Origin of the sequence: Ekhidna sp., assembly GCF_039940915.1 — a bacterium.
In the GTDB taxonomy this organism is placed as follows: Bacteria; Bacteroidota; Bacteroidia; order Cytophagales; family Cyclobacteriaceae; genus Ekhidna.
The window spans coordinates 1,209,456-1,235,061 of sequence record NZ_JBDVFO010000003.1 but is presented as its reverse complement, the minus strand read 5'-3'; the positions used below and the strand labels follow the sequence as shown (position 1 = coordinate 1,235,061).

The following is a 25,606-nucleotide window of genomic DNA, read 5'->3' as shown; positions in this document are numbered from 1 at the left end:
ATGAAAAATCAGCTAAAAACAATCGCACTTGCCATCGGTCTATGTTCCGCAATCTTAATTAGCTCTTGCGGTAGCGATGATTCAGGACCGGACTTTGACTTTAAGGATCAAAACCTGCAAGGTGTAATCGATGGCTTGCCATTTGTGTTTGGCGAAGGCACTGTTGAAGAACTAACCCTTGATGGAGGTGTTCTATCTTTCCGCTTGTACCACAGTGATGAACTTTTTGACGATGCATGTGATTTCTTCTCTACTGAGCGTGTAAGCGTAACCTTTACAACAAAAGTAGCCACTGGAGTTACCAATCTTTTCTTTGATATAAATAGTTTTGACGGTGAATTCGTAAGTCTTATTAATCCTAGTAGCACTGATGGATTTCCTTTAACTAGTCTTGCTTCAATCGGAGCTATAGAAATTCTTTCGATAACAGATTCTGAAGTGACCGGCAGATTAGATGCCACTCTTGACGCAGAGAATACAGTTAACGGAAACTTTACTGTCAATTTTTGCTCCCCTAATTAATCCACCTTTACCTTCGCTGAATGAGCGAAAAAGTAGACGTATTGATCGTTGGAGCCGGACCTATTGGTCTGGCGTGTGGAATTGAGGCGGAAAAAACTGGGTTGTCTTATACTATCATAGACAAAGGATGTTTGGTCAATTCGCTTTACAATTACCCGAAGAATATGACATTCTTCTCCACATCCGATCGACTTGAAATCGGAGAGGTTCCGTTCATTTCTCATAATCCCAAACCAACTCGATCGGAGGCATTGGAATACTATCGAAGGGTTGCTGTTTCATGGAAGTTGAAAACGCGGCTTTACGAAAAGATTGAAAAGGTGAAGAAGCTTCCTGAAGGTTTCGAAATTCAATCATCTAAACAATCCTATGTTTCCAAAAGTGTAATTATTGCAACCGGTTTTTACGACTTGCCCTACTTGCTGAATGTCCCAGGTGAAAGCCTTCCAAAAGTGAAACATTACTATGACGAGCCTCACCCCTATTTCGACATGGATATAGCTGTTGTAGGTGCAGCCAATTCGTCCGTTGATGTTGCACTGGAAGTCTATCGAAAGGGAGCTAAAAGTGTTACCATGGTTATTCGCGAAGAAGAAATCAACCCACGCGTGAAATATTGGGTGCGACCAGACATTGACAACAGAATCAAAGAAGGATCAATCAAAGCTTATTTCGAAAGTAACATCACTCAAATAGATGAACGATCTTTGGAAGTAAATACGCCGAAAGGAGACATCACAATCCCCAATGACTTTGTGCTCGCGATGACAGGATATCAACCCGACTTCTCATTTTTGAAAAGTATGGGTGCGCAAATAGGAACTGATGAGTTCCAGACGCCTGTTTATAATGATGAAACAATGGAAACAAATGTGCCTGGGGTATTTTTGGCCGGCGTAATCTGCGGCGGATTGAAAACCAATGCATGGTTTATAGAGAACTCAAGGGAACATGCAGAGTTAATTATCAATCATATAGCAAAAAAATAAGTAAATGGAATTCATAGGGTATTTAGCTGCTATACTGACTACCATTTCATTCGCTCCGCAAGCAATCAAAACCATAAGGACAAAAAGTACCGACGGGATATCCCTTGGTATGTACATACTATTTACAGCTGGAATAGCATGCTGGCTGGTTTACGGTGTATTGCTGAACAATTCGCCTATTATAATGGCAAACGCCATCACATTGATACTTAGCGCAACCATTTTAATTTTTAAAATAAAGCACGGCGATTAATTCTTCACTTTGCCTCTCAAAACACTGATGTTCTGGTTGTAAGGGTTTCCACTGGTACGTCTTATGGAAATGATTTGCCCTACATGATTAATAGCATCAGCGATGGGACCATTCAGCAAATTCCAAAAGGGAAATTCATTGCTAGAAGAAAAGATCATATCATACCTTTCTAAATCTTCTGAGGAAGATTTTTTGAGCTTTTCGCCAGCTTCCCGAATATTTCTAAGGGTCATATTTCTTTTATCTTCATAGGACTTGCCTTCCAGATCCACTCCACCAAAAGGTTTTTCATTGACGGCATCAACTAGAATTTGAGTCAATGAAACAATGTGATCCATCGTTTCTTCTATGGTTCTGGCTTCATCACTTGGTTTAAATCCTAGATCTTCTTGTCTCAAACCCTCCGTACCCCAATAGTACCTAAAGCCAAGCCCGTCAACGACACGCGCAGCGACCGATCCAGCGGTATACTCAGTGGGGGCAGTCGGGATTTCATAGTAGTAGTCAAGCTTATTTCCTTGACAAGTGGCCTGGCAGATGAATAGCAAGGGCAGTACAATGCTTAGTAATAATTTCATGACATAAACATAGTCAAGTCATCCAAGCATTGGAAGCTATGAATGCAAATGAACAGGAATGGTAATTAAAAATAATCTACAATTCCGTTATAAATAGTCTTTTGATTAATTTATATTCACACATAACAACTTTTGCATCATTATGAATTTTATCTCACCACAACTAGATATCCAATCCATAAAAACCACACATACGGGCAGTCAGTGCTTGTACTTCAAATTCAAGCAAAAATTGACACAAGAAGCTTCTAAAGCTGGATCACAAGCATGGTCGCAATACATGAATGAGGAAGCAGGTTCATCATTCGAATTTGTTTGGGACTGTTTGGAAATGACTGGTTTTGAGCTACAGGCACGTAAGGAATGGTACAATACGATTCAAAATCATAAAAATCAAATAGCCAAAGTTTACGTGGTATCGGACAAATTGATGATTCGCAGTGCTGCTAAAGTAATGCTCCAGTTTTTCGGCATACCCTCGAAAATCACTCGTTCCGACAATGAACTGCCAAGTAGCATCCACATTTGACAGCATTTACTAGATTCGCATCTATGAATTCCGCGCGAATCCAATTGCTTGAAAAATACATCGAACAGGAGCCCTCAGATCCTTTTAACACGTATGCACTTGCAATGGAATACCACGATGAGCTTCCAGAAAAGTCAATCATACTGTTAAATTCACTCCTGGCTGATCATCCTGAGTATCTTCCCACCTACTTTAAAGCCGCTCATCTACTTTGGGAAGAGGAACTTTGGGCCGAAGCTGACCAAGTTTTTATCAAAGGAATTGAATTGGCCGAAAAACAAAAAGATCAAAAAGCAGCACAAGAACTGAAAGCAGCCTATCAGAATTTTCAATTCGATAGAGATTAATTTTAACTCATGAAACTGGCTAAAACTCCTGAAGAATATTTTGAAGCGACAGCAAGTCAATTGGATATTCTCGAAAAACTCCGGTCAATTCTCTTAAACACTGAATTGGTAGAGAAAATGAAATGGGGCATTCCTACGTATTGCTTGGGCAACAAAAACGTGGTGGGAATTGGAGCCTTCAAAACATACGCAGGTCTCTGGTTCTTCAATGGCGTATTTCTGAAAGATGAAGCAAAAGTTTTGATCAACGCCCAAGAAGGTAAAACCAAAGGGATGCGTCAGTGGAGGTTTACCTCATTGGAAGACTTGAATGAGCCATTGATTGTTTCCTACCTAGAAGAAGCTATTCAAAACCAAAGGGATGGCAAAGAAGTAAAACCTGAGAAAAAGCCCCTCATAATTCCTGATGAACTCAAAGAAGCTCTTGCCTCAAGCAGTCAGCTTTCTGAAAGTTTTGAGTCACTATCGCTTTCATGCAGGCGAGAATACGCTGAATATGTATTGGAAGCCAAACGCATGGACACCAAGCAGAAACGACTGGAAAAAATTATCCCAATGATATTGGAGCACGTTGGGTTGAACGACAGATATAGGTAGTCCTCTTAAAACCGGATAACAATCTTACCAAACGAATCAGGGGCTTTGAATCGATCAAAAGCATCGAGGTAATCATCTAAACTATAGACCTTGTCAATCGTTGGTTTTATCTGACATTTATTTACCCACTCAATCATCTCTTCAAACTCATCATCGCTACCCATTGTAGATCCCATGATCTGGGCTTGGGACCAAAACAAGCGAAAAACATCAAGCTTCTCTGGATGACCTGCGGTACTTCCGTACATGACTATTCGCCCTGCCGGCTTGATGATTTTCAAATAGTTATTTAATTGGTTTCCGCCAGCACTATCGATGATGGAATCAAAACCTCCCAAGGCTCCAGCTGCCTTGAACCACTTCTCTTCCCGATAGTTGAAACCATCGGTGACGCCTACTTTTTTTACCTTTTCTATCTTCTCCTGACTGCCACTTGTTACATAAACTTCTGCACCAGAGGCCACGGCAAAAGCAATGGCAAATTGGCTAACACCACCCCCTGCACCCGTAACAAGTACCCTTTTTCCTGCTTTTGAAGCTCCTTTTTTGATCGTAGCTCTAAAAGCGGTGAGCCCTGCCAGAGGAAGTGCTGCCGCCTCTTCGTCACTTAAATGATCCGGCTTTTTGTGCAGTCTATGTGCAGGCACTTTAATGTATGCTGCAAGCGTTCCATTTGTCGGCATACCCAATACCGAGTACGTATCGGATTGCACGTCAGGGTCATCACCCCAGTCAACATTAGGATTGATGATGACCGTCTTTCCTATCCAATCTGCAGAACCTTCTTCAACTACTCCACATCCGTCCGAACCCAGCGCCGTACCAAACACAATCCCCGGATACATTCCTTCTCTGATCCACTGATCTCTCCGATTCAAAGCTGAGGCAGAAAGCTTTACAAGGCACTCATCTCCCGAGATTTTCGGTTTGGGAATGTCATTCAACTGAACAGGTTCTGAGTCCTGTGTAATCGTAATGGCTTGCATATAAAATAATTATAAGTTAACAGTTACAAGTAGTTAGCAACTAAACAAATGGTGATCTGCGGTCTTAATAGAAACATTTAAAATGGCGTTTCATCGCCTCCTTCTCCTTCCCCATTTGCTTTGCTAGGAAGTGTAATTGTAAAATCAGAATTTGATGGGCCAGATGTTGGAAAGGATCCAAAACCATTTCCTTGATCTCCATCCCAATCGGTAAACTTGGTAAACTTACCAATGAACTTAAGATTGACAGTATCCAACGAACCGTTTCTGTGCTTAGCGATAATGACTTCTCCTAATCCTTGAAGAGGCATTCCTGATTCGTCAGTATCTAATCCATAGTATTCCGGACGGTAGAGGAACATAACCATATCCGCATCCTGCTCGATTGACCCAGATTCTCTCAAATCTGAAAGTTGCGGTCGTTTATCTCCACCTCTTGTTTCTACAGCCCTACTCAACTGTGACAGAGCCAGTACCGGCACATTCAGCTCTTTTGCTATTCCTTTTAAGGCTCTTGAGATTGAAGCAATTTCCTGCTCTCGATTTCCACCACCTTTCGTGCTATCACCGCTCATGAGCTGCAAGTAATCAATGATGATCAATTTCACTCCATGCTGCGCCGCAAGTCTTCGACATTTGGCACGAAGCTCAAGTATGCTTAGCGCTGGAGTATCGTCGATGAAGATGGGTGCTTCAGAAAGCTTTCGCGTTTTGTGAATCATCTGCTCCCACTCATAGTCAGCCAGGTCGCCTTTTTTAATTTTTTCACTTGGCAATTCTGCTTCAGAAGATATCAGTCGATTGACCAGCTGAACGGATGACATCTCCAATGAGAAAATGGCAACCGGCATATTGAAATCAATGGCAGCATTACGAAGTGCCGAAACCACAAAGGCTGTTTTACCCATGCCTGGTCGAGCCGCGATGATAACCAAATCAGATGGTTGCCAACCGGAAGTCACGCGATCCAAAGCAGAGAATCCGCTTGGCACACCAGTCAATCCATCTTTTCGATCTTTTCTAATCTGAATTTCATCAATGGCCTGATGCATCAATGAACTCATCTTGTCGTAATTTTTTCGGATGTGAGATTCAGAAACATCAAAAAGCGACTGCTCTGCCCTGTCCAATAACTTGAACACATCTATCGTGTCCTCATAAGCGTCTTTTTGAATTTCCGAAGAGATTCTAATCAACTCACGCTTGATTGACTGCTCAGCAATGATCCGGGAATGGTACTCAATGTTGGCAGCAGAATTCACTTTTGTTGTAAGTTCTGCTACAAAATGAGCTCCACCCACGACCTCCAGCTTAGCTTCCTTCCTGAGCTGATGTGTTACCGTCTTGATGTCAATTGGCTGGCTGTCATTGAACAGCGTAACGATGGCAGCATAAATTTCCTGATGAGCGTCTTTGTAAAAGCTTTCGGAATGAAGAATGTCTATCACATTGGAAAGCGCATCTCTTTCGAGCATCAGTGCACCCAAGACGGCTTCTTCAATCTCTACGGCTTGTGGTGGCAGCTTTCCTAAATGTTCTGTGACGGTGGAAAGACCAATTCGGCGGCTTTTAGCTGATGTCGTTGATGATTGTTTTGCTCCTTCCATTTAGGGTGTCGTTGTAAGTTTTGATTGGTCATACAAACTTAGCCTGACATTCCCCGACATGCCGAGTAGTATTCCACATTTTCTCCCCACTTATCCACAACGAAAATATATCCTCTTTGGTGCTTTATAGTATCTTTGGTGTCTTACCTTTTAAACGCAATATTTTGTTCAAATTAAATCTCAAAAATCCTTTAGTCGTCTTTGACCTAGAAACTACCGGCACCACTATTTCACAAGATCGTATTGTTGAAATGGCGATGGTGAAAATCATGCCAGATGGTACCGTAGAGGAAAAATGCAGGAAGATCAATCCGTCTATACCTATCCCACATGAGACCAGTCTCATACATGGCATTTATGATGAGGATGTAAAAGATGAGCCCACTTTTGCGCAAGTGGCCAAATCTCTTGCACAATACCTTGAAGGGTGCGATTTGTCAGGATTTAATGTCTTAGGGTTTGATGTCCCCATGCTAGTTGAGGAATTCTTGAGAGCAAACGTGGATTTTGATACAGAAAATCGAAAGATCGTGGATGCGCAAAAAATCTTTCACCTCATGGAAAAAAGAAACCTGACGGCTGCCTACAAGTTTTATTGCGGAAAAGACTTGGAAAATGCCCACAGTGCGTTGGCGGATACTCAAGCCACTCATGAAGTTCTTGTGTCTCAGATTGAAAAATACGAAGGCCAGGATGTTTTTGATACTTTGGGCAAAAAGCTGGCAACCATTGAGAATGACATGGGCGTCTTGCATGAACTCACCACCTCTTCACGTGTTGACTTTGCCGGGCGCATGATCTATAAGGATGGAATTGAAGTATTCAATTTTGGTAAACACCGCGGCAAATCCGTTATGGATATCCTAAAGAAAGAGCCCAGTTTCTATGATTGGATGATGAAAGGAGATTTTCCTTTAGACACCAAACGCAAGCTGACCAAAATAAAGCTAAGAGGGTTTAACCAGTAGATTTAGTAAGTTTAGGACAGTACCAACACTAGCCTTATCGAATCTCTCAAACTAACTGACATCCACAAATCATACGGAGACAAACCCGTATTGAGTGGTGTATCATTGGAGATTAAACCTTCTGAAACTGTTGTTTTACTCGGGCCGAGTGGATGTGGAAAAACGACACTTCTAAAGCTTATCAACAGGTTAATCGAGCCAGATTCAGGTGTCATTGAAATAGATGGAAGATCGAATCTATCAACGGCTCCACACACACTTCGCCGGAAGATTGGATACGTCATTCAAGATGTAGGCCTTCTTCCACATTTGAATATTGAGCAAAACATTTCTTTGGTCAACCAAATTGACCAACATCCGCTAAAGAAAGATCGACTAATTGAGTTGGTCCAATTCACGGGATTATCTACCAAGTTGCTCTCAAAACATCCTTCTCAGCTAAGTGGTGGTCAACAGCAACGGGTGGGAATAGCCAGAGCTCTGGCAAATGACCCTTCCCTTATTTTGATGGACGAGCCGTTTAGTGCACTGGACAATATCACCAGAAATCAGCTGCAGGATGACTTCTTAAGAATCCCGGCTTTAAAAGAAAAAACCATTGTTCTGGTGACACATGATGTGCAGGAGGCTTTCAAACTTGGTGATCGCATCGCTCTGCTGAATCAAGGTCAAATTCAACAGTTTGGATCTCCTTTCGAATTGCTAACCCATCCGATAAATGATTTTGTCAGGTCATTTCTCAACAAGGATCGTTTAGCGCTTTTCTTGCAAAATCATAAGATAGATAATAGAACCATAGAAGAATTGATCAATGATGAATCCATAGGCCAAGAAGAAAAACATACCATCCTGACACGAGCCTTAAGTAGTCTTTACCTATGAATTTGTGGGAGTTTATCATATCGCATTGGGATGAGGTCGTTGACCAAACCTCTCAGCATCTAAAGCTCACGGTGATCTCCATGGCACTCGCGTCATTTATCGGTGTGTTCATTGGGGTTCTTATTACCCGAGTTGAGAAAATAGCATCCGTTACCCTCGGATTTGTTGGAGTGATTCAGACCATACCAAGTCTTGCATTGTTGGGATTCTTACTTCCACTTGTAGGCATTGGCACTACCCCTGCAATCATCGCCCTGTTTTTATATGCCCTCTTACCTATCGTACGAAACACGTATACCGGAATTAAGGAGATAGATGCATCTGTAAAAGAAGCCTCCATTGGAATGGGGATGACCAGAAGACAATTGCTTAGATACGTAGAGCTACCCTTGGCCTTTCCCATCATTTTGGCCGGCATTAGAACATCTGCCGTTATCAATGTGGGTGTAGCTACGCTCTGTGCCTTAATCGCCGCTGGGGGACTAGGTGAATTCATTTTCAGAGGAATTTCACTGAACAATACATCAATGATTCTTGCGGGAGCCCTTCCAGCCTCTTTACTCGCTATTTTTCTAGATGGAGTTTTGGGATTGATTCAACGTTATTACAGAAGAAAAGAGACTTGGGTTGGCATGCTAGGAATAAGTATCATTTTGTTGGCAGGAAATGGATTTACTTCAGCATCCAAAGACACTAAACTTGTAGCTGGATTCAATTCGGAATTCATCGAGCGGGCGGATGGCTATATTGGACTTGATTCGTTGTATGACCTGCCTTTTGAAATTAAGGAAATGGAAATAGCCCTTATGTATCGTGCCCTCCATGAGGGAGACGTGGATATCATAGATGGCTTCAGTACCGATGGACGAGTTCAAGCGTTTGATCTATCCCTACTTGCTGATGATAAAGGTTACTTCCCTCCTTACTACGCGATACCACTTGTCAATGGACAAACGTTACAAGAATATCCAGAGCTCATTAACTGTTTCGATCTCATCGCCAATCAAATGAGTGATTCGCTAATGTCCGCACTTAATTATGAAATTGACTACAACCAAAGGCCGCTTAACGGGGTTGCAAATGAATTTCTGAAATCCTTAAATATATATGCCAACGAGAATGCCGGATCTTCTGACACTCCTGATATCATCATTGGTTCCAAAGCTTTTACTGAAAATTTTCTGTTGGCTCACATCTTTTCCCAACTCATTGAAAACAAGACAGGTCTCAAAACCAGACTTCAACTTGGATTTGGGGGCACCAAACTTGTTTTTGACGCACTAAGGCTCGGAGAGATTGATATATATCCTGAATATACTGGAACCGCGTATTTGGTTCTACTTAATAAGCAGCCAAATGAGATTGACGATTTCAATGACCCTCAGCAGGTATTGGCAAGTACCACTGCAAGCTTGAAGTCTGAATATGGCATTGAGGTTATGTCTCCGTTAGGGTTTAACAACACCTTTGCACTTATGATGAGAAAAACACATGCAGATTCTCTAAAAATTTATTCAATCAGCCAATTATCTGATTATCTTAGGAGGGAATAAATGTTAAATTATCACTGTAATCACTGAGTCACAATACATCTTTAATATGTTATATTTGACTTTTACCTAGCCTATGTCTACTTCCTTCAAAAAGAACGCAAGTCTTCGTCTATTTCTTCTTGTCGTGTTCGTTTTGGTCATTTACCTTGCCTTGGTATGGCTACTCGTATTCGTAGAGAAGGATAGTGATCAATCTGCACTTAACAATTATTCAAATGCTTTCTGGTATTCTTTGGTGACTCTTACTACCGTAGGTTATGGAGACATCTTCCCAGCTACGATCTATGGTAGGTATATTTCACTCATTTTTATTCTTACCAGTATTGGTATTTTCGGTATTTTAATTGGACAACTTACTACGCTTATGACTACAATAAAAGAAAACAAAAAGCTTGGCTATTCTGGCACCAACTTCAGTAATCATGCGGTCATCATTGGCTGGAATGAATTTGGATGGCATGTGGTTGATCAACTCGTTGGAGTAGGGAGACAAGTAGCTGTTGTCACTAATAAAAAAGACGATGTTGACTTGATCCGTGAGAAGTACAATGCCAAAAGTGTGTTCGTGCTTTTTAGCGACTACAATAATCACGAGATGATCAAGAAATCGAATATAGATGATGCTACCATTGTATTCGTAAACATGCTGGATGACACAGATAAGCTTGTGTACGTGCTTAACTTGAAGAAAGTCTTTCCTGAGACTGAATTTGTTGTGACTTTAGAAAATGGCGATCTAAAGAATACATTCCTATCTGCTGGAGTAAGCAATACAATATCAACACAAGAGATATCATCAAAGCTTCTCGCTTCCTATATGTTTGAGCCTGATGTGGCCACTTATAGCGAATCCATACTTTCTTATGCCAAGTCAGACAGTGACTATGACATTAAGCAATTGTTAATCACTCCAAACAATCCATACAATGGCAAGGCATATCAGGAAGTCTTTTTTGACCTGAAAAAGAGATATAACTCTGTTTTGATAGGTATCACCAAAAGGGACAAGTTTGGGAATAAGAAACTCATTAAGAATCCTTTAGGTGATTTGAAAATCCATTCGGGAGACTATCTAATCATCATCTTAAATGGAAAAGCTTTTAAGCTTCTGAAACGAGTATTCGGTGTTGAAGAAGGAACTGTAAAAGACTGAGACATGAAAAAGCTAGTCATTATCGCAACTATATTCCTACTTGGAGGTTGTGAAAACAAAGACATCAATGAGGGGGAAGAGTTTAGACCCAGAGCTGTAAAGGACAGTTTTGAAGATACCCACTTTACTAAGGTAGTAGTGGATGGAGTCGAATATATCTTAACCGAGCGTGACAACAACAACCCCCATGAAGGGTTTGGATTTATGGCTTTCAGAGCGAATAAATTAATGGAGAAACAAGACACCATTATTTCTTACCTGAGAACAATGCAACACTTTCAAAACAAAGTATATGCGCGTATGTATGGAATCTCAGAAGATTCGGGACAGGCCCAGTTTGAGTCTAAACTGATTGAATTTCTAGCGGTGGAAACAAAAGAATTGGAAGAGTTGCAAAGAGAAGATTTAGTGAACAAAGGTTCATCACAAGAAGAAGAGTAAACTACTCTCCTTCTCTGCAATGAGGAAAATCTTATCCGAAATATGCTTTAAGCTGACGAAGTGCATCCGCTAGTTCAGGCTCTACTTCTGATCTCTCAATGATTTCTTTGCCTACTTTCTCAGCGTCAATTAGTTCATCTTTATCTCTGAACACTTCGCTAAGGATATTGCAATCATCAATTAATGAATATAGTACAGTAAATGCATGCGATGGCTTAGCACTCTTGAAAACAATCGCTTTTAAATTATTTCTAATTTCTTGCTCAAATGCATAGTTGGCATTGTCCATTCGATCAGAAAGTGGAATCCAAAGCAATTTTGTTTCTTCTTTCTTGAGGATGCCACGCTGGGCTAAAAGTGCATTCAAATCTTCTTGAATATCCTTGAATTTGCTAGAAAGTGTTTTGATTTGATCGAGAAGTGACGGGCCGGTTTGTAGTTTTTTAAGGACATTATCCAAAATCCCATTTCCTGTACCAATCGTATCTACAACGGATATATTACCACCATCAAGCTTAATTTTCTTAAGAAGGTAAAGCTCAAGAATACATGCCGATATCACACCAGGCACAACAGTTTTTTCAGCGGCTGCTAAAATTCGGCCTTCTTCATCATCTAAAGCTATTAGATAAAATCCTTCCGCAATACTCAGTTTCATAGTTGGTTGTTGTTTAAAAAAAATGCAAAGTTTCTAATCAGCGAATTTCATAAATTTTACTGAAAAGAGAACAGCTAAAACCCTATTTTTTCAGCAATGCTCCAATTGTAAGTCCCTGCACCAAAATAGAGAATACCACCACGCTGTAGGTAGTGAATAAAATAGTATCCTTTACATGGTCAGGAAAAGCCAAATCAGTAAGTGAAAGAGCCAGGGCTACAGAGATACCTCCCCTTAATCCTCCCCAAGTTAGTATTTGAATGGTTTTTGGCTCAAACGTCCTGAATCGCTTCATTAGCGTAATTGGAATGCTTACCCCAAGGAACCTTGCTGTCAAAACGATGATGATACCAATTCCTCCAATAGCGAGGTTACTCATTGTAAATGATTCTGCAATGACTAGCATTTCAAGTCCTATAAGTATGAACAAAATGGCATTCAGTGCTTCATCCAACAAGTGCCAGAATTTAAATACATATTCACCTGTGGCGTTGGCCAGTTTTTCGTCCCTTCCCTGATTTCCGATGAATAATCCCATTACCACCATTGCCAAAGGAGCAGATACATGAATAATTTCTGATAAGCGGCCTCCTACCATCACGAGGGTCAGGGTGACCAATACTTCAAGTTCTACATGATCATTGTCAATGAAATCAAGTAGTTTAAAACCGATGAATCCGAATGCTGCTCCGAGCAGTAATCCTCCAAAGACCTCTACAATAAATAGCATCGCAACACTAGCAGCAGTAATCTCTTCTGCTCCATGACCTCCTGGCTCGTGAATCCCCGCCTGCGCTTTTGCAATACCTAAAATGGTCAAGAAGATAACTACTCCAACTCCATCATTAAATAGTGATTCGCCTGCTATTTTTATTTCCAATTTTTTAGAAAGCCCGAATTGTTTGGTCAATGCCAGCACAGCAATAGGATCTGTAGGAGAAATCAGAGCTCCAAATAACAAGCAGTAGATCAAATCAATTTCAAACCCGAGTATCAGTGGGAATATTTTGAATACTAAAAAACCAACTAGAAATGTAGACATCAGTGTGCCTATAGTGGCCAGTATAACTACCGGCACTCGCTCCTCGATCAGCTTATTCAAATTGGTAGATAAAGCGCCTGCAAATAGTAGGAAATTGAGCATGACATTCATCAGCACTTCTTCAAAGTCAAATTCCGCAATGATGTGTTCGGCTCCTTCAGTAATCGAAGGCGCGAAATAGCCAAGAATCAAAATCGTAATCGACATGACCAATGCGATGAACATTAAGCCAATGGTAGACGGAAGCTTAAGTACGGTAATATTGATTAGCGTAAAAGCGGCGGCAAGGAAAATGAGAAGCGTGATTAGTTCTAAAATGCTCATTGGTTCAGCGGGTAGAAGTTTCTTTTGGTTTAGATTAGTGAGAGCAAAATAAATAAATAAAGAGTACGAAAAAAATAGTGCTCTAAGAGTAGAAAAAACAGCTCTTAAAATGTGTAAGTCGCCAATGATCTGCCTATGAATTCATACTTTTTTCAATCTAAAAATGCTAAAACCCAATATATCAAATTGCGATTGCTCACACTGGTTTTCTTATTTACCTCAGGCTGCACGAGTGTTAAGCAATTAGCAGTTGGCAATGATGCCGAGCAATTACTGAAACAATCGACTATTTTTTCTAATCAATTTACAGGCTTTAGTCTTTTTGACATAGACAACAATTCATACATAGCCGGACACAATTCCACCTTGAAATTCACGCCCGCATCCAACACGAAATTGTTAACGATGTATGTCGCACTGAAATCATTTGGAGATTCCATCCCTTCTGTGATTTATGAAAAACTAGATACGGCGCTCTTAGTGTCACCTTTAGGAGATCCAACATTTCTCTATGCGCCATTTCCCCAGCAAAAAACGCTCGAATTTATTAATCAACATAAGTCTACGCTTATTTCCTGGCCAGCGGAAGACCCTTCGACTTTTGGCTCTGGATGGGCATGGGATGATTACATCTACAATTTCCAATCGCAGCGCAGCTGGTGGCCATTGTATGGCAATACGGTTACGATCTTAAAAGCAGGCGATACCCTCACGGTAACGCCATCATTTTTTGAGGAATATGTCGAGGTACTTGAGCAAAGGGAAAAAGACGAGCTTGTGGGTCGGGAGGCCAAGTTCAATGTCTTTAAGGCTTATCTGGATAGCGATACATTGGACTTTGAGCGCAGTATTCCATTCGAGTATTCCAGGGAACTTCTGATTCAATTACTCAATGACACTTTGGCAACCGAAATAGCATTTTCCGATCGGCGGCTTACCAATCCCGATACATTATATGGGCATGCTACAGATTCTGTTTTGGCTCGAATGATGAAGCCAAGCGATAACTTCCTTGCAGAACAACTCTTGCTAATGACCGCCAGGATGAATGGGTATTCTGAAATAAAACCATTCATAGAAAACGTAAAAAACACCTGGCTTTCAAATCTCAATGAAATGATTTGGGTAGATGGTTCAGGACTGTCTAGATACAACTTAATCGCTCCTGTAGATCAAGTACGGTTGTTAAAAAAATGTTTGGACGAATTTGGCTGGCAAAGAATGACTGGCATACTCCCTACCGGAGGAGAGGGAACGCTAAAAGAATGGTACCTGCCCAAGGAAGAAGAAACGCCCTACATCTTTGCTAAGACTGGCACGCTCAGCAATAATCACAACCTCACGGGCTTTCTAATCACACGTTCTGGCAAACGAATGATCTTCTCTTTTATGAACAACCATTACATACGACCTACTGACGAGGTGAAAAAGGCGATGGAACAATTCCTTTTGGATATTCGAAACGCATACTGATAGGGTTTTTGGATAGCAGCTGGTAGTTAATTAAAAAGGAAAATGAAAAAAATTCTTCTACTCACCATAGGCATCATCTTAGTGGCTTCCTACGGATGCAGCAATGACGATCTACAAACCGATGTTTTTTCAGCAAAAATAGAGGGTGATAAATTGGTATTGGCTAATTTATCCGGGAGTGATGTTTTCTATTTTGCCGTCGATCAGGAGGAGCTTGCCTTAATAGATTGGGCTCCCAGTGTTAGTGCAGATCAACCAAAAGTCAGTGGTAATCAAACCATAAAAGTCCCTCTCACAGACATTTCAGGGTACTCTGATAATACCAAAGTCATCATCGTTCACTATTGGAATGCAATCGTAGAGGCTGGCCAAAGCAAACCAGGAGAAATCAAAATCCACAGGCTTGAATTGTAAGCTATTGGCTATACTCTCGAATCAATCCTCCTGTGAGTCTCATCAATTCAACCTTTGAGTTAATGAGGTTGTAGGTAGCCTGAAGTTTCAAAATCGAGGACGATAGGTAGTTATTCTGCACATCTCTATAGTCGAAGGAGTTGATGCTGCCGTTTTTGAATTTTTCTTCAGACAATTCAAGGTTTGTTCTTGCTGAAGACTCTCTCAATGCGTTGATCGCATATAATTGTCGACGGCTATTGTACCTATCCAAAGCTGTATGCAAGTCTCTATCTAAGGAAGTCTCCATTTGTTCAACTCTCAACTCTCCCACCCTTTCGTTGACAATGGCATTGTTGATGGCTCGTTTAATTTTCCCTCCATTGAAGAGCGTAAACGATAAAGTGAAATTGGCAAAATAAGTATCGGTAACTGAGCTCAAAGGGTTGGTGAAATCTGGAATGAAAACTGCGCTTGGGTTTCTACTCAGGGAATCTTGCTGAAACCTTCCAGAACTTGTTCGCGAAAGATCATTTCTTCCTCTATTTTCAGAAAAACCTGCATTAAAAGTCAAAGTGGGATATTGAGAAGCACGAGAAAGCGAAGTAGCCGTGCCTAAAATAGCTTGTGTAATGTATTGCTTTTTCAAGTCGACATTTTCATTCAACATCCGTGACCTGAGAGGCTCTATTTGATACGCCTCATCAGCGATATTTAGCGAATCCGCAAACTGGTATTGTTTTGAAATTGTTCTTTCAGCCAAGAGAACGTTCAAATCTCTAATGGCATTTCTGTACGCCAATTCTTGATTGATATAATTGATTGAATCGGTCAAATAATTACCCTCTTCCAACAAAACATCGGTAGTTACTGCCCCTCCAAGGTCAGATTTTATTTTTACATACTGATATTTATCCCTCGAAAGCGAGAGTTGCTTTGCGAACTCTTCAAGTCTCTCATTTTCCAAGACGGCCAGGTAATACCCTAGAATAATACTCTGAAGTGTATTGGCTATCACGATTGAGGCGTTTCCATGCGTTTCAGCTTGAAGCTGCTCCAACCTCTTTTTGGACATATTGGCACGAAACCCATCAAAAATATTCCAATTAAGGTTTATGGATGGAACGACACTGTTCGATTGTATTTGACCCTGCAAGGAGAATGGATTGGCAACTTTGACATTGTCTGTAATGCTGTTGTTTTGATTGAGATTGAGTGTCAACGTAGGCCATCTTCCTGCTTCACCCCAGTTGTTGTTATTTTCGGCTACTTGCACATTGCCCTGCTCTATTTGAATTCCATAGTTCCTTTGCAATCCAATTTGGATGGCATCAGATAGCGAAAGCACTTCCTGGCTGTTTGCCTGAAAAAGGCATAGTATTCCAAGTGAAAAAATTAGTTTCTTCATGTTAAGTTGTTGCATAGATGATTAAGCTGATTCCTTGTACTTCTCAATGCGGCGATCGTCAATGAGAACTCTTTCCACATCTTCTCTGGAAGGTTTTTTACCTGTCCACAACCATTTCGCGGCCCTTCTGATGTCATTAAACAAGACAATGAATACTGGGAAAAAGAGTAGAATAATGAAAGTTCCTATCAATACGCCATACGCTACAGAAATAGCCATAGGAATAAGGAATTGAGCTTGAAAACTGGTTTCTTTAATCAGGGGGTATAAACCCAGAACAGTCGTTAGTGATGTCAGCATGATCGGCCGGAACCTGGAAAGTCCTGCATTGTATGCGGCCTGATAAACGGTCATGCCTTCATTCTTAACCAGCATGTTGAATTTGGAAAGAAATACTACAGCGTCATTAATAATAACTCCTGAAAGCGCTACCATTCCCCAAACACTCAGCAAAGAAACGGGTAGTTCCTTGGCAGGAGAGATCCAATCCTCAATTCCGTGTCCAAGAATGGCTCCAAACCATCCCAATGGTATCATCATGATGATAAGTACCGCTTGATAATACGATCGGAAGGTGATCATCAAAATGAAGAAAATAAGCAAGAATGCACCTCCGAAGTACAACCCAATTTCCTTTCCGGCTCTTGCGCTTTGCTGCGATTGACCACCATAGTCCACGATGACAGATGGGTACTTAGCATTCAATTCAGGGACAATCTCTTCCCTAATCTTTGTAAGAATTGGAGGTACTTCCCCAAAAGGATCAATCATTTCTGCTTCTACTGTAATTGCACGGGAAGTATTGTAGTGCTTAATGCCTGAAACTCCTCTTTCGATTTCATAATCCGCCAGTTGAGTTAGCGGAAATTCTTCACCTCCTTGCGTCTTGATCTTGATATCTTCTAATTGATTGATGCTTTTCCTTCCAGACTCAGGATACCTCACCCACACTCTTAGCTCGTCATTGCCTTTCATGAAACGCTGAACCTCTTCACCAAAAAATCCCTGGCGCATCTGCTTTGTGATGTCATTGTGGTTGAGTCCAAGAAAATATGCCTCAGGTCTCAAATCGAACAGCATCTCTCTCCTACCCACCGGAACATTGTCTTCAATCTCCTTGAGGTCTGCGATACCAGAAAGTTCATCTTTCAGAAATTGCTTTGCTTCTCCAAGTTCTGCGTAATTTTTACCCATCAGGCGAATAGAAACAGGCTTTCCAAACCGATTTCCTCCTCCAATGGCAAACTTCTCCGCCTCCGTTATGGGTCCAATTTCGGCAGTTATCTTCTCTATGAGATCAAATTGATTAATGCCGTAATCATCCAGTTCTTTATAAAAGATATTAATCGAGCCTGTGTGAGAACCTGACTCCCACTGAGAAAAACCAACATTGGTGAATGTGTTGTTGATGAGATCATCCTCCACACCGAACTCCGTTTTCAGGTCATCATTCACCTTCCAAATGGCATTCTCAAAAATACTCAAGTACTTTTCTACCTTTTGCTCTCTCTCCCCTGGTTTAAATGCAATGTTTACATTGAAACTATTGAAAGGTATTTGAGGGAAAAAAGTAGCTTTGATTTGTCCTCCAGCTAGCAATCCAACAATGATGATCAAAAATCCAGCTAGCATTGAGAGTGATACCCATCTGTTTTGCATCGTAAATCTGAGCCCTCTGCCATAGATATTATCACGCAGGTAATCAATTACCCCGTTCAGGCTTTTGCGTACTTTGTAGCTTCTGGTGTTCTCCTTTTTCACCTTGAGAACACTTTTACTTGCCAGGTGGGCAGGAAGTACAAAAAAGGCTTCCAGCAATGAAAAACCAAGACTAAAACATACGACAAATGCCATGTCTCTGAGAAACTCGAACCCGCCCGTCAAGAGAAGCAGTGGCATAAACGCAACGATTGTAGTGGTCACCGATGTGAAAACTGCAGGAAGAACTTCAATTGTACCATTCACGGCAGCTTTAATGGGATTGCCATGCTTTTCGAAATGAGAATAAATGTTTTCGGCTATTACAATACCATCATCCACCAGGATTCCAATCACCAGGATCATTCCAAAAAGTGAGATCATATTGATCGTGAGACCTACAAATGCCCCAAGAATGAACATACCTAAGAAAGAGGAAGGAATACCCCAAGCTACCCAAAATGAGAGCCTTAAGCTGAGGAACAACCCAAGCGAAACCAGCACGAGAATTAGACCAACTATTCCATTATTGGTAAGCAGGTCGAGTCGCTGGTTGAGCATACTCATGAAGTCCCAAGTCATGTGTAGTTCTACTGCATTGTTTTTAGCGTTGAAATCCTCCACATAGGCATTTACCTCTTTGGAAATTTCTTCTAAATCTTCGGTTTCAAGTTTTCTTACTTCAATAAAAACCGCCTCCTTGCCTCGTAGAAGTGCTTTGGAAGGCACATCTGCAAATTGCTCTTTGATGACAGCAATCTCTTTCAGCAACACATCGCTACCATCAGGATTACTCCTCACCACGATGTTTGAAATATCAGAAGCCTCCGTTTCTTTGGCTTTTGAACGTATAAGAATTTCTTCTTTGGAGGACTTAACTGACCCAGCAGATATGTCCCGATTATTTTGTCTTACTGCATTAGCTACCTGATCGAAGGTCAAATTATACCTTAAAAGATCCTGCTCGCTCACTTCAATGGACACTTCTAGTGCAGGGAAGCCGCTGACATTCACCTGCGAAATCGCTTCTTTGGCTAAGAGATCATCTTCAATTTCTTCTGCAAACTTTTTAAGGGTTTTCAGATCAACATCTCCCGTAAGTCCAAGCCATTGCGCAGTAGATCGCTGTTTTTGCTTAAAAACAATTGGTTTTTCTGCCCCTACAGGAAATGAGTTAATTCCATCAACTGCATTCTTAACTTCGGTGTAGATGTCATCGATATCGAAGTTATCAAACGTGACCAATGTGATGTTGGCAGAGTTTTCAGAAGAGGTTGACATGATTTCATCTATGCCAGCAATTGAGTTAATCGCTTCTTCAATTTTCAACGTGACCCCTTCTTCCATCTCTTCAGGAGATGCTCCAGGGTAAGACACTGTTATGCTTATGTTTCTATCACTTCGTGTAGGGAAAAACGACTTCTTCGTATTGACAATGGAAACAATTCCACCAATAAGCGTAAGTGCTATGATGATGTTTGCCAGTATCGGAAACTTAACAAAATACTCTACCAGGTTTTTAATAAACGTCATTTCTGCTCAAGTTTAGTTTGATGCGGCTGGTGATTGACCTGAACTAGCTGCTTCTTGCGCATTACTCAATTCCAGATCAATGTCTTTAACTTCCTGTTTCTCAACAACCATGTTGTTAAAACCTCCAATCAATGCATCTATCACCAAATCCTCGCCTCTATCGAGTCCGCTGATGATGGCCTCCTCATCTGCCAATCTTATGATATTGATTTTTCTAACTTTCAAAAGCGAATCCTCAACCACAAAAACCTCATTGCCATTGTAGATTGCATTTCGTGGCATGATCATCCCATCCTTCACCGTTCTGGCCGGGATAGCCGCCTGAAAGAATTGTCCATCGTAAATTTTCTTACCTGAGGCTTGAATTGAAATGAACACGTCCACCGATTGCGTATTCTGATTAACAAAATCGCTAATTCTTGTTACTTGACCATCCCAGTATTGTCCCATCTCATCCGAATAAATTTTTACCGGTGAATTCGCTTTAATCCATGGAATGTCCTTGGTTTCGACTGCCACTTTCAGTTCATGCACACCCCTACGCATCACCTTGCCTATACTAACGCCCGGATTGATAAATGAACCGGATTGCAAATTCACCTCCATGATACTACCATCAAAAGGCGCATAATATTTATGCTTATCCAGCCTGGCTTCAGCACTCTTAATTGTATAATACGAGCTATAAATGCCTTTGGTCGCCAGGAAAATCTTTTCTTTTTCTGATCCCGCTTCAGGGAGATCTTTAAATTTTTCATCTAAATCAAGCGCATTGAAGTAGGTGTTCCAGGCATCAAAATTATTACTGAAGTCAACCTTCAAATCAGGAAGAATTCCTGCCAGATCTCTTAAGAAATTACTTTTCTGAGATTTGAGATTGAGTGCTGGCTCTTTATCATCTACATAAAAAAGGAGATCTCCTTTTTTAAATCGTTCCCCTTCCTTTAATCTAACTCTGCCCTGATGCATTCTTCCAGAAACCTCGGAAAGAAGATCGAGCGTTTGGGCCGTTTGCACCCTTCCGTAGGAAACTACATCTGTTTGTAAGGTCTGATAGCTCACCTTCTTGGTTTGCACCACTTTTTTTACCGCAATTGGGGTTTGGTCCTTCGGATCTTCCTTCTGATTTGCGAAAATTCCAGCAAGGACAAACGCGAGACCTAGGATGGCCACTGGTAGCAAGATTACAATTAGTTTTCTCTTCATGATAAGTAGTATAGTGTCAAGTACTTAAAGGTGAAAGCGTGCATTTAGTTGCACTAAATTTTACATATGTGATAAGTGGACAAATCAGTCCTTGAACTGTTTTATCTTCGTATCAGTTGGTAACAATTAGAAGCTTTAAAACCGCGAAAAAAATGAAAAAAATCAATAAAAGCGAAGAGGATTGGAAAAATGAACTTTCTGAAGAACAGTATCATATCCTCAGAGAAAAAGGAACTGAACGCCCGTGGACCGGAGCTCTGCTAGAAAATAAGGAAACAGGTGTGTATGAATGCGGTGCATGTGGAAATGAACTTTATTCTTCTGAAACCAAATTTGATTCGGGGTCTGGCTGGCCAAGTTTTTATGATCCCATCCGAGCCGAAGCAGTAGATTTCGAAAAAGACAAATCATTCGGTATGGTACGGACGGAGGTGAAATGTGGGAGATGTGGAAGTCACCTGGGACACATATTTCCAGATGGCCCTCAGCCAAGTGGCCAACGATATTGCATGAATTCAGGTGCTTTAAAGTTTAAGAAAGCTTAAGCCACCGTGTTGAGCTTGGTGATTCGGACAAAATGTTCATCGATCATCCAGAGAAAATGAGGAGCGATATTGACAACTGTGCCATTCAATGTTGAGTTGACGAAAAATGCGGTCTGATTGATTTCATTTTCATTCTCCAGATAAGCGTTTACCAGCTCTCCCTTCATATTTCGAACGATAGGTACGTCTCCAATAACCTCCACTCCTAAAAACTCAGAGAGTGCCGCAATGGACATATTGGCAATCAAATTCTCGATTTCTGACATGAAATCATGTTTCATCATCTTCGTATGAGAGTTCCTGGAGCCCGTGATATCATCCGGAAGGCAAACACTATTGATGAGGTCCATTTCATGGTTATTGATGACAAAATAGAACGCGCCATTGATTTCTCCATGAAAAGCTACTTTCATTAAGTTCACTTTGAACCTTCCCAAATCATCAAACTCTCGAATACTCTTCAATTGCCCCTCTCCAAACTGAATGAGTTCTGGGCTTACCCGAATCCTCAACATTTGTTCCATGGATTGAGCTGCCTTTCGAATAGATTCTGAAATCATCTCTTCGATGATTTCCAGGTGTACTTCAGATAAATTCCCTCTACTCACAATAATTTTCGTTTCACTTTCAAAACTAGAGAAGATAAAATTAAATGATTAAGAAAAGTTCCGCTCTCCATCCAAATGAATAAATAACCTCTAGTGTAGCCTAATATAAAAAATCTATGTACTAAATCATTATCTTGAAATCAAACTAAAACCTAGATCTATGAAGAATACATTAGTCGTTCTCTTGCTTGTAGCAATTGTTGCTTTTGAGGGGACCGCACAACGCAGGAAGAGTAAGTCAGCAAGTAGCACTGTCAGCTATGACAGCAAGCTTTATGACGGTATGCAATGGCGAAACATTGGCCCTTTTCGAGGTGGGCGTTCGGCGGCTGTTACCGGCGTTCCTGGCAAACCTAACCTATACTACATGGGAGCAACCGGAGGCGGTGTTTGGAGGACCAGTGATGCGGGAAGCACCTGGGAAAATATCTCCGATGGATTCTTCGGAGGGTCAATTGGAGCGGTTGCCGTGAGCGAATGGGATAACAACGTAATCTATGTCGGTGGTGGTGAAGTAACCGTCAGAGGAAACGTTTCTTCTGGCTGGGGTATGTGGAAATCTGAAGATGCAGGTACTACCTGGCAAGAAATTGGTTTGAAGAATTCCAGGCACATACCGCGCATCCGCATTCACCCTAAAAATCCCGATTTAGTTTATGCAGCGGTAATGGGCGACCTCTACAAGTCTTCCAGTGAAAGAGGTGTTTATCGCAGCAAAGATGGTGGTCAGACATGGGAACGAATTCTTTTCGCCAATGCTGATGCAGGAGCAGTAGACCTAACCTTTGATCCAAATAATCCTCGAATCTTGTATGCTTCAACATGGAGAATAAGACGGACACCATATAGCCTTGAAAGCGGTGGCGAAGGATCGGCACTATGGAAAAGCACAGATGGTGGTGATACCTGGACGAATATTTCTTCAAATGAAGGATTGCCTGGTGGTCTATGGGGCATTTCCGGGGTGACTGTTTCTCCTGTGAACTCAAACAGAGTTTGGGCAATCATAGAAAATAATAAGGGTGGTGTATATCGATCAGATGATGCTGGCAAAACCTGGAAATTGATCAACAAGGAGCGAAAGCTGAGACAAAGAGCCTGGTATTATACCCGCATTTACGCAGATACTCAGGATGAAGATGGCGTGTACGTAATGAACGTGAGGTACCATAAATCAACAGATGGTGGGCGTACCTATGAAACGTACAATGCACCTCACGGTGATCATCATGACTTCTGGATCGCTCCGGAGGATAATCAGCGCATGGTGATTGGAGATGATGGTGGGGCGCAGGTGAGCTTCGATGCAGGTGAGAATTGGTCTACCTACCGCAATCAGCCTACGGCCCAATTTTACCGGGTCACAACAGATAATTCTTTCCCTTACCGCATATATGGTGCTCAGCAAGACAACTCTACCGTTCGAATAGATCATCGTTCAGGCGGCAGGTTCATCAGCGATGACGACTGGGAATCTACGGCTGGTGGAGAAAGTGCTCACATTGCACCAAAACCAGACAACAGCGACATAGTATACGGGGGTAGTTACGATGGCTTCCTGACACGCGTGGATCACTCAAAAGATCAAGTGAGAGCGGTGAACGTGTGGCCAGACAATCCAATGGGACATGGTGCAGAAGGATTTAAATACCGGTTCCAATGGAACTTTCCAATCTTCTTCTCTCCGCACAATGCCAACAGGCTTTATACGGCTTCAAACCAACTTCATGTAAGTACCAACGAAGGACAAACCTGGGAAATCATTAGTCCAGATCTCACAAGAAATGATCCATCCAAGCTTGGCTCTTCCGGTGGACCCATTACCAAGGACAACACAAGTGTAGAGTACTACTGCACCATTTTCGCAGCTACTGAGTCGTATCACGAAGAAGGTGTGATCTGGACTGGATCTGATGACGGACTTGTACACATCACTAAAGATGGAGGTGACAACTGGACCAACGTGACCCCATCAGGAATGCCAGAATGGATGATGATCAACAGTGTAGAGATCAATCCATTTAACAAAGGTGGCTTATACATTGCTGGCACACGCTACAAGCTCGGAGACTACACTCCCTACCTCTACAAGACCGAGGATTATGGCCAAACATGGAAAAAGATCACGAATGGAATTGCAGGAGAGCATTTCACCCGAGTGGTAAGAGCTGATCCAAATCAAAAAGGTCTGTTGTATGCAGGAACGGAAGCAGGCATGTATGTCTCGTTTGATGATGGCGCCAGCTGGAAGACGTTTCAAATGAATCTGCCAACGGTACCAATAACAGATTTGGCTATTAAGGACAATAACCTGATTGCTGCTACACAGGGAAGAAGCTTTTGGATGCTCGATGATTTAACACCCTTGCATCAGCTATCAGCAGCAAAAGGAAAATCACATTACTTGTTTAAGCCTTTGGATAGCTACCGAATGGGTGGTGGAAATGGTAGAACATCCAGGACCACAGGGACAAACCATCCCGGGGGAGTTTTGGTCAACTACTTTGTGAAAGACACGACCAAAACTGATACGATCTCCATCAGCTTTCATGAGCGTGATGGAGACCTCATTAAGCGATACTCCACACACCCAAACAAGGAGGAGAAGGAAGAAATGCTTGACGTCAAAGCTGGCTTGAATACCATGAACTGGGGCATGCGATACAATGGTGCCAAAACCTTTGATGGCATGATCTTATGGTGGGCAACTACTGGCGGACCCATGGCTATTCCCGGATCATACACCTTGAAAATGGATGTCAATGGGAATGAAAGCTCGCAGGACTTCAATATCGTGGCTGATCCAAGAGCCGAGGCTACTGCCGCAGATTATCAAGCACAGTTTGACTTCCTCATACAAGTTCGCGATAAGCTAACGGAGACGCACGAGGGAATCATCAATATCAGAAAAGCCAAGAAGCAGATCAACGATGTGATGAAAAAGGCAGAAAACGATGAAATCTCCGAACTGGGTAAGGCCATCATCAAGGACATGTCTGAAATAGAAAAGGCGCTTTATCAAACAAAGAATGAGAGTGGTCAGGATCCATTGAATTTCCCGATCCGATTGAACAATAAGCTTGGTCATCTGGCTTCCCTATCAGGGGTTGGCAGCTACAGGCCAACTGATTCATCACTTGCATTCTATGCGGAAGTTACCGCTCAGATCGATGAACAGTTGAAAATGCTTAATGAGATTCTAGATTCCAGAATTGATGAATTCAATCAAAAAGTAAAAGACGCAGAAGTAGATGCTGTGAAGTTGGACAAATAGTTTTTTAAAAAATCTTACAGAGGGGTGTAATAAACACCC

At 41.6% G+C, this 25,606-nt stretch carries 24 protein-coding genes; 15 read left to right on the top strand and 9 right to left on the bottom strand.

Annotation, left to right across the window (positions count from 1 at the left end; all coding sequences use genetic code 11):
* The 3 genes from ABJF57_RS20515 to ABJF57_RS20505 are packed head-to-tail and all read left to right on the top strand — an operon-like array spanning position 1 to position 1,764.
* Entirely contained in the window at positions 1-522 is a 522-nt protein-coding gene (locus ABJF57_RS20515; protein WP_462234916.1) for a hypothetical protein, read from the top strand.
* Between the two features lie 20 nt (positions 523-542).
* Positions 543-1,511 carry a YpdA family putative bacillithiol disulfide reductase gene (locus ABJF57_RS20510; protein WP_462234918.1) on the top strand — a complete coding sequence of 323 codons (969 nt, stop codon included), beginning with the start codon at positions 543-545 and terminating at the stop codon, positions 1,509-1,511.
* Positions 1,512-1,515: 4 nt separating this feature from the next.
* Positions 1,516-1,764, top strand: a complete 249-nt coding sequence (locus ABJF57_RS20505; protein WP_462234919.1) for a SemiSWEET transporter — start codon at positions 1,516-1,518, stop codon at positions 1,762-1,764.
* Here ABJF57_RS20505 and ABJF57_RS20500 read toward each other — a convergent pair.
* Positions 1,761-2,342: a DinB family protein gene (locus ABJF57_RS20500; RefSeq protein WP_462234921.1), complete on the bottom strand. Its 582-nt coding sequence runs from the start codon at positions 2,340-2,342 to the stop codon at positions 1,761-1,763. The two genes, ABJF57_RS20505 and ABJF57_RS20500, sit on opposite strands and share 4 nt — an antisense overlap.
* A gap of 142 nt (positions 2,343-2,484) precedes the next feature.
* Here ABJF57_RS20500 and ABJF57_RS20495 point away from each other — a divergent pair, with 142 nt between their 5' ends.
* From ABJF57_RS20495 to ABJF57_RS20485, 3 genes are read left to right on the top strand one after another with little or no spacing between them, the layout of a single operon-like run.
* Positions 2,485-2,871, top strand: a complete 387-nt coding sequence (locus tag ABJF57_RS20495; RefSeq protein ID WP_462234922.1) for a hypothetical protein — start codon at positions 2,485-2,487, stop codon at positions 2,869-2,871.
* 23 nt (positions 2,872-2,894) lie between these two features.
* On the top strand, positions 2,895-3,218 hold the full coding sequence (locus ABJF57_RS20490) for a tetratricopeptide repeat protein (protein ID WP_462234924.1): 324 nt from the start codon (positions 2,895-2,897) through the stop codon (positions 3,216-3,218).
* A gap of 9 nt (positions 3,219-3,227) precedes the next feature.
* Positions 3,228-3,815, top strand: a complete 588-nt coding sequence (locus tag ABJF57_RS20485) for a YdeI/OmpD-associated family protein (protein WP_462234926.1) — start codon at positions 3,228-3,230, stop codon at positions 3,813-3,815.
* A 5-nt stretch (positions 3,816-3,820) separates the two neighbouring features.
* Here the strand turns inward: ABJF57_RS20485 and ABJF57_RS20480 are convergent, their stop codons facing one another.
* Entirely contained in the window at positions 3,821-4,801 is a 981-nt protein-coding gene (locus tag ABJF57_RS20480; protein ID WP_462234928.1) for a quinone oxidoreductase family protein, read from the bottom strand.
* 77 nt (positions 4,802-4,878) lie between these two features.
* Positions 4,879-6,408, bottom strand: a complete 1,530-nt coding sequence (gene dnaB, locus ABJF57_RS20475) for a replicative DNA helicase (protein WP_462234930.1) — start codon at positions 6,406-6,408, stop codon at positions 4,879-4,881.
* Positions 6,409-6,572: 164 nt separating this feature from the next.
* Here dnaB and ABJF57_RS20470 point away from each other — a divergent pair, with 164 nt between their 5' ends.
* The 5 genes from ABJF57_RS20470 to ABJF57_RS20450 all read left to right on the top strand — a co-directional run bounded on the left by ABJF57_RS20470 (position 6,573) and on the right by ABJF57_RS20450 (position 11,405).
* Positions 6,573-7,376, top strand: coding sequence for an exonuclease domain-containing protein (locus tag ABJF57_RS20470; RefSeq protein WP_462234932.1), 804 nt, complete (start codon positions 6,573-6,575; stop codon positions 7,374-7,376).
* 90 nt (positions 7,377-7,466) lie between these two features.
* Complete coding sequence (locus ABJF57_RS20465) at positions 7,467-8,258, top strand: ATP-binding cassette domain-containing protein (protein WP_462234934.1); 792 nt, start codon at positions 7,467-7,469, stop codon at positions 8,256-8,258.
* Positions 8,255-9,811, top strand: coding sequence for a glycine betaine ABC transporter substrate-binding protein (locus ABJF57_RS20460; RefSeq protein WP_462234936.1), 1,557 nt, complete (start codon positions 8,255-8,257; stop codon positions 9,809-9,811). Before ABJF57_RS20465 ends, ABJF57_RS20460 begins: the two co-directional genes overlap by 4 nt.
* Before the next feature lie 73 nt (positions 9,812-9,884).
* Complete coding sequence (locus ABJF57_RS20455; RefSeq protein ID WP_462234938.1) at positions 9,885-10,964, top strand: potassium channel family protein; 1,080 nt, start codon at positions 9,885-9,887, stop codon at positions 10,962-10,964.
* A gap of 3 nt (positions 10,965-10,967) precedes the next feature.
* Positions 10,968-11,405, top strand: coding sequence for a hypothetical protein (locus ABJF57_RS20450; protein WP_462234940.1), 438 nt, complete (start codon positions 10,968-10,970; stop codon positions 11,403-11,405).
* A 31-nt stretch (positions 11,406-11,436) separates the two neighbouring features.
* Here ABJF57_RS20450 and ABJF57_RS20445 read toward each other — a convergent pair whose 3' ends face one another.
* Together ABJF57_RS20445 and ABJF57_RS20440 are read right to left on the bottom strand one after the other, a co-directional pair.
* A complete protein-coding gene (locus tag ABJF57_RS20445) occupies positions 11,437-12,063 on the bottom strand; it encodes a GOLPH3/VPS74 family protein (protein WP_462234942.1) in 627 nt (208 codons plus the stop codon).
* 82 nt (positions 12,064-12,145) lie between these two features.
* Positions 12,146-13,429: a cation:proton antiporter gene (locus ABJF57_RS20440; protein WP_462234944.1), complete on the bottom strand. Its 1,284-nt coding sequence runs from the start codon at positions 13,427-13,429 to the stop codon at positions 12,146-12,148.
* A gap of 135 nt (positions 13,430-13,564) precedes the next feature.
* On the opposite strand from ABJF57_RS20440, the gene ABJF57_RS20435 reads away from it, so the two are divergent.
* Both ABJF57_RS20435 and ABJF57_RS20430 read left to right on the top strand, forming a co-directional pair.
* Positions 13,565-14,902 (top strand): D-alanyl-D-alanine carboxypeptidase, encoded by a 1,338-nt coding sequence (locus ABJF57_RS20435; RefSeq protein ID WP_462234946.1) that lies wholly within the window; start codon positions 13,565-13,567, stop codon positions 14,900-14,902.
* Positions 14,903-14,944: 42 nt separating this feature from the next.
* The gene (locus ABJF57_RS20430; RefSeq protein ID WP_462234947.1) at positions 14,945-15,316 is read left to right on the top strand and encodes a hypothetical protein; all 372 of its coding nucleotides are present in this window, start codon (positions 14,945-14,947) and stop codon (positions 15,314-15,316) included.
* Between the two features lies 1 nt (position 15,317).
* Here the strand turns inward: ABJF57_RS20430 and ABJF57_RS20425 are convergent, their stop codons facing one another.
* The 3 genes from ABJF57_RS20425 to ABJF57_RS20415 are packed head-to-tail and all read right to left on the bottom strand — an operon-like array spanning position 15,318 to position 21,140.
* Positions 15,318-16,703, bottom strand: a complete 1,386-nt coding sequence (locus ABJF57_RS20425; protein ID WP_462234949.1) for a TolC family protein — start codon at positions 16,701-16,703, stop codon at positions 15,318-15,320.
* Between the two features lie 21 nt (positions 16,704-16,724).
* On the bottom strand, positions 16,725-19,934 hold the full coding sequence (locus ABJF57_RS20420; RefSeq protein ID WP_462234951.1) for an efflux RND transporter permease subunit: 3,210 nt from the start codon (positions 19,932-19,934) through the stop codon (positions 16,725-16,727).
* Positions 19,935-19,946: 12 nt separating this feature from the next.
* Positions 19,947-21,140 (bottom strand): efflux RND transporter periplasmic adaptor subunit, encoded by a 1,194-nt coding sequence (locus tag ABJF57_RS20415; RefSeq protein WP_462234952.1) that lies wholly within the window; start codon positions 21,138-21,140, stop codon positions 19,947-19,949.
* A gap of 152 nt (positions 21,141-21,292) precedes the next feature.
* Between ABJF57_RS20415 and msrB the strand changes: the two genes are divergently transcribed.
* Positions 21,293-21,685, top strand: a complete 393-nt coding sequence (msrB, locus tag ABJF57_RS20410; protein ID WP_462234954.1) for a peptide-methionine (R)-S-oxide reductase MsrB — start codon at positions 21,293-21,295, stop codon at positions 21,683-21,685.
* Here msrB and ABJF57_RS20405 read toward each other — a convergent pair.
* The gene (locus ABJF57_RS20405) at positions 21,682-22,293 is read right to left on the bottom strand and encodes a hypothetical protein (protein WP_462234956.1); all 612 of its coding nucleotides are present in this window, start codon (positions 22,291-22,293) and stop codon (positions 21,682-21,684) included. The two genes, msrB and ABJF57_RS20405, sit on opposite strands and share 4 nt — an antisense overlap.
* Positions 22,294-22,453: 160 nt before the next feature.
* Between ABJF57_RS20405 and ABJF57_RS20400 the strand changes: the two genes are divergently transcribed.
* Positions 22,454-25,567, top strand: a complete 3,114-nt coding sequence (locus tag ABJF57_RS20400; RefSeq protein WP_462234958.1) for a WD40/YVTN/BNR-like repeat-containing protein — start codon at positions 22,454-22,456, stop codon at positions 25,565-25,567.
* The last annotated feature ends 39 nt before the right edge of the window (positions 25,568-25,606 follow it).